This is a genomic window from Streptomyces sp. P5F9, assembly GCF_057961495.1.
Genome location: NZ_JBXVPZ010000611.1, coordinates 1 through 4,878 on the forward strand (window position 1 = coordinate 1; position 4,878 = coordinate 4,878).

The window sequence follows — 4,878 nt, forward strand, 5'->3', positions numbered from 1 at the left end:
CTCCGGTGCCGAGGCCCGCAGGCCGTCCTCCACCAGTGCCTGCTGGATCATCCGGGCGCGGTCCATCAGGTCGGCCTCGGCCGTGGTGTCGTGGTCGTAGGAGAGCACCCTGATGACGCACTGGTCCGAGTCCCGCTCGGCCTGCGAGACGTCCACCACGATCTCGTTGCCGTTCGCCTCGTTGCGGAGCTTCGCGAAGTAGGAACCCCGTTGGTCGTTCTCGTACTCGCCGTCCACCAGGTCGTAGTAGGCGTGCGCGCTGAGGGTCTGGGCCACCGCGTCGGCCAGGTTGACCCGGATCTGCGAGGACAGGTGGCGCATGCCCGCCCGTTCCACGGTGTCGCCGAGATCCTGTTCGAGCCTGGCCGCCTCCTGGTCGCGCAGACCGTGCAGGGTGCCGGTGTCCGTCCCGTCGTCGCGGGCCCGGGTCAGAGCCTGGGCGGTCTCCTGGCGCAGTTCGTCCAGTTCGCCGTCCGACCAGTACACGACGTCGAGCCGGTAGCCGGGCAGGGCTTCGCCGTCGGGTCCGATGACGGGCCGGTCCTCGTTTCCCACGATCAGTTTCTCCACCCGGACGAGGGCCTCCACCGCCTCTGTCTGGGCGGAGCACCGCTCCAGTTCGCGCTGGGTGACGTCGACCCGCAGGTCGCTCAGTGAGTGGAAGGTCTCCTGGACGACGGCGAGCGCGGCGTCGAAGCGGCCTTCCGCGATGTTGAGCTCGGCGGTGGCGAGCCGCCCGGTCAGCCGGGCCAGTTCGCCGGGCGCGTACCGCTCGTGCGGCAGAGTCTCGGCGATCAGGCCGGCCATCGTCCTGGCGTCCCCGAGCCAGGCCCGCACCATCTGCTCGGCGTGGACCCGGTCCGCCTTCATGACGTCGATCTCCTGGGCCAGCACGGCCATCTCCGCACGCCGTTCCGCACGCTCACCGGCGATCGCCTGCCGGGTCTCCTCCTGCTGCCGGGCCAGTTCCCGTCGGGTCTCCGCCTGGATCCGGCCGGCGGTCTCGTCGAGGGTCCGGTGCAGTTGTGCCGTCTGCTGCTGAAGCCTGTGCGTGGTGTCGGCCTCCAGCTGCCGGGTCTGGTCGCTGAGCGCGCGGACCGCCTCCTCGTGCCGGCGCTGCCGCTCCTGCACCCCGGCGAAGGTCCGGTCGATGTCCGCCCGGGTCTGTGCGCGGACGTCGTCGATGAGCCGCGGTATGTTGCGCTGCACCTCTTTCAGCTGCTGCGCCTTCCGCTGGATGCGGTACCACTCCGACTCGTCGACCTGGATGCGCTTCCTACCGCTCATGGTGCTGTTCCCTTCCTGGGGACGTACGGGCGCGGACGGCGTCGACCGCCGTGTCGAACGCGTTCAGCAGGCCGTTCGGCGGTACCCCGATGAGCAGGGCCTCCGGTCCGCTGACGGCGATCTCGGCGGTGCGGGGGCCGTGACCGAAGTCGTAGCCGCAGTCCGCCAGTCGTGAAGTGAGGTGGTGGATGCGCTGGTTGGAGCTGCCGCGCAGGCCGCGGCCGTCGTTCAGCGCGGCCACGTACAGGCCGTCGACGAGGACGTCGACCGCGGCGAGCAGGTCCGGCACCCCGGGTTCGGGGGGCCCGGTGCGCAGCCGCTCCAGGCGGTGTCCGGTGAAGCAGATGACGGAGACGTCCCTGATCTCGCGGGCGGCGCGGACCAGTTCGGCGAGTCCGGCGGCCTGCCGCATCGGCTCCCCGCCGGAGAGGGTGAGGCCGCTCACGCTCGGATCGGCAAGCAACTCGGCGGCCAGTTCGGCGGGTTGGACCTGCCGGGCGGGCCGGTCGGGGATCCAGTCCGGGGAGATGCAGCCGGCGCAGTGGAACGGACACCCCTGCACCCACACCACGGACCGCACACCGGGCCCGAGAGCCTCGGTGCCGACGTGGGAGGCCGCGACGTTGAGCGGCGGGCCGTTCACCGAAGCCGTCCGTCGGCGGGAACGGGGCTGCCCGCCCGGTGTTCCGGCAGATAGGTGAAGGACACGCCGTTGACGACGACTTGGCGGCCGGGTCCGCAGGTCGCCCCGCTCTGCCGGTTCGTGGTGCCGTCCGGTGTGTAGCGGATGAGCAGGTCCACCTGCGGGCCGTGTTCGGTCGCCCGGCGTCGTCCGCGCACCGAGCCCTGGCCGCCGATGATCCGCGGGTGCAGCGCGACCCGTCGCCCGGACAGGGCGATCCGGTCGGGCAGTTGCTCACCGAACACCGGCTCCAGCAGCAACTCGCCGCGCAGCCGCGGGCGATGGGTTCGCCGCCAGGCCAGCCAGAGGATCAGCATCACGGCCACGACGATCGCGCCGACGGCCGGCAGCAGCAGCGCGGAACCCACGGTGGCCCGCAGCGGCAGTGCGGCTCCGGTGACCCGGACCTCGCGCGGCACCTTCAGCTGGACGTCCGGTGCGAGGGCCCGCTGCCAGTCCGAAGCGACCTGGCCGGACACCTTCAGCGGGGCGTCCACGTCCTTGGTGCGGCGGTACGGCACCGGACCGGCGGACAGCGCGCCGTGCAGTCGTACGGGAATCGTCCTGGAGCGGCCCGGTTCCAGTGTCACCGTGGTCGGCACTCCGGTGACCCGCAGCGGCCGGCCTGCCACCGACACGCTCAAGTCGCGTACGGTCAGCGGGATATGACGGGTCGTCGAGCGGAGCGTGACGGTCGCGGCGACCGAACCGTCGGTGAGGTCCCGGCGGCCGCTCGGGGACCAGGTGGCAGTGACGCCCTTGCCGATGTCGTCCGCCAGCAGGAGCCGCGCCTTGCGGGCCCGGGTGCCGTCACCGGCCCGCTCCAGATACCCGCTCAGGTCCTGGATGCTGTCCGGGCGCAGCACGGTGGTGTGGTCGACGACGTCCCCGAGGAGGTCGGCTCCGGTCGCCCCGCTGCCCAACGGCAGGGCGTAGCCCGCGAGTTCGGTGTGCTCCGCGACGGCCTGGGCACGCCGGTGCAGGGCGGTCCAGGCGGGGCCGGTGGACTTGGGGTAGGCGGAGCCCGCGGGCGGATGGTGCACCCCGTCGGTGAGCAGCACGACGGAGGCGATCCCGGCGGCGTCGGACCGTTCGAGTTCGCCGAGCGCGCTGTTCAGGGCGGCGCCGATGTCCGTCTCGCCCGCCGGGTCGGGGGACTCGGGCAGTCTGGACATGATCGCGTCGGTGTCGCCCGCCGAGCCGATGTAGCGGGGCTCGGGGCGGGAGTCGAAGGTGAACAGCGCGACATGGTCCTTGGTGGACAGACCGTCCAGGAACGGGCGCAGCGTGGAGCGGACGGTGTCGTACTTGCCGTCGTTCGCCATCGACCCGGAGGTGTCCACCAGCACGACGTAGTCGGCGGGCTGGTCGTTCAGGCCGAGATCCTGGTAGATCCGGGCGCGGGAGGGCCCCGTGTCGGCGCTCGCCGCGGGCGCGGTGAACGGCACGAGGGCGATGAGCGCTACGGCCGCGACGGCGACGCGGGCGGCGAACCGCCGGGTGCGTGCGGCGCCGGGCTGCTGGGGCACGTGGGACGGCCCTCTGGCGGATGACATCACGATCGAACTCCCTCGATGTCGGTCGGCAGGGCGCCGAGCGGGTATTCTTCCGGGCTCCCGGAACCCAGTGGGTGCAGTACGAGGAGGGCCTCACCGTCCACGGCGAGGCGGACGCCGATGTGGAAGCGCGTCCCCTCCGCGGCGGGGATCGTCAGGGTGCCGACCGGGACCGGCCGCCCGCCCCGCGCGGCGCGGACATGCACGTGGACGGGCCGGGTGGCGGACGCGCCGACCGGCTTGGTCCTGATCCGGACGGGCAGTCCCTCGCTCTGCGCGAAGACGGTCGCGCCGCCCGGTTCCAGCGCCCCGGCCGGGCTGATCAGCAGTTCCTCGGCCCGGGGCTCGCCGCCGACCGTCCGGTGCGTGCCCACGAGCACGGCGTGCGGGTAGCGGTCGGCGGGATCGATCCGCCCGGCGGCGACCAGCGCCGCGCCGAACGCGGCGGCGAGCGCGGGGTCCACCCCGCCCGGAAGCGCGACCGGCGTTCCCTGACAGTTCGTCACATGCCTTACGAGCGGCCCGGATCGGGCCCCTCCTCCCACGGCGACGACCGGAGGCCCGGGCAGTGCGCCGAGCACGGAGTCGAGTCCGGTGGTGAGCCGCTCCAGCGCCTGCCGTACGGCGCCCACCCCGATGTCCCGCCCGGCCACCCGGAGGACCATGATCTCGTCGTAGCGCCCGGGACGCCGAGCGCTCTGCTCCAGGGCGAGGTCCAGCCGCCCGGCGGCCCCGTCCTCGGCCCGGGCCGCCGCGAGCGCCGCCCGCCCGTCCGCGTCGTCCGGAAGCCCTACGGCGGTGAGCAGCGCCCGGTCGAGTCCGGCGCCGAAGCCTTCGGCGGGCGCGTGGCGTGCGGAACCGGTCACGGCCACGGTGCCCGGGCCCAGGGCGCACGCGGACACTTCGGCGGCCGTGGCTCCCAGGTCGCACACCGTGTACCGGGTCCCGGTCGCCGCCGTTCCGGCGTGCCGCAGCAGTGCCAGGACGGCGTGCGGGGTGCCCAGTGCCCGCAGCCGGGGCAGGGGGTCGGTGCCGTGCAGGGCGGTCAGGACGTCCGTGGCCCGGCGGGCGTGTTCGGCGCGGTCGTGCTGCGGGACCACCACGACCACGTGCTCGGGTGTGCCGTAGCGCTCGCGGTAGGCGGTGTACGCCGACCGCAGCGCGGCACCGTGATGGCCGCCCGCGCCGGCGGCGGTGGGCAGTCCCTCGCCCGGCACCGTGCCGGGCAGGTCTGCCAGGGTCGGGGTGCCGTCCGGGGAGAGATGGGCGATACGGGTGTGGCGGGCGCCGGGGTCGACGGCGATGGCGGTCGGGGTCATGGCCGTCATCTCCAGCCGTTCCACCACACGGGGC

At 73.6% G+C, this 4,878-nt stretch carries 4 protein-coding genes; all 4 read right to left on the reverse strand.

The genetic code is table 11. The features are described 5' to 3' along the window. Positions 1 to 1,287: hypothetical protein (locus AC31A1_RS46835; RefSeq protein WP_489659164.1), on the reverse strand; the 1,287-nt coding region annotated here is incomplete at its 3' end. After that, on the reverse strand, positions 1,277 to 1,930 hold the full coding sequence (locus AC31A1_RS46840) for a 4Fe-4S single cluster domain-containing protein (RefSeq protein WP_489659165.1): 654 nt from the start codon (positions 1,928 to 1,930) through the stop codon (positions 1,277 to 1,279). The genes AC31A1_RS46840 and AC31A1_RS46835, both read right to left, overlap by 11 nt. Further along, positions 1,927 to 3,525 (reverse strand): vWA domain-containing protein, encoded by a 1,599-nt coding sequence (locus AC31A1_RS46845; RefSeq protein ID WP_489659166.1) that lies wholly within the window; start codon positions 3,523 to 3,525, stop codon positions 1,927 to 1,929. The genes AC31A1_RS46840 and AC31A1_RS46845 overlap by 4 nt, the downstream gene beginning before the upstream one ends. Continuing rightward, positions 3,525 to 4,878: sugar kinase (locus tag AC31A1_RS46850; RefSeq protein ID WP_489659167.1), on the reverse strand; the 1,354-nt coding region annotated here is incomplete at its 5' end. The genes AC31A1_RS46845 and AC31A1_RS46850, both read right to left, overlap by 1 nt.

Coding starts and splice junctions, on each gene's coding strand:
- AC31A1_RS46845 (WP_489659166.1), bottom strand. CDS start 3,525: ATGTCATCCGCCAGAGGGCCGTCCCACGTGCCCCAGCAGCCCGGCGCC.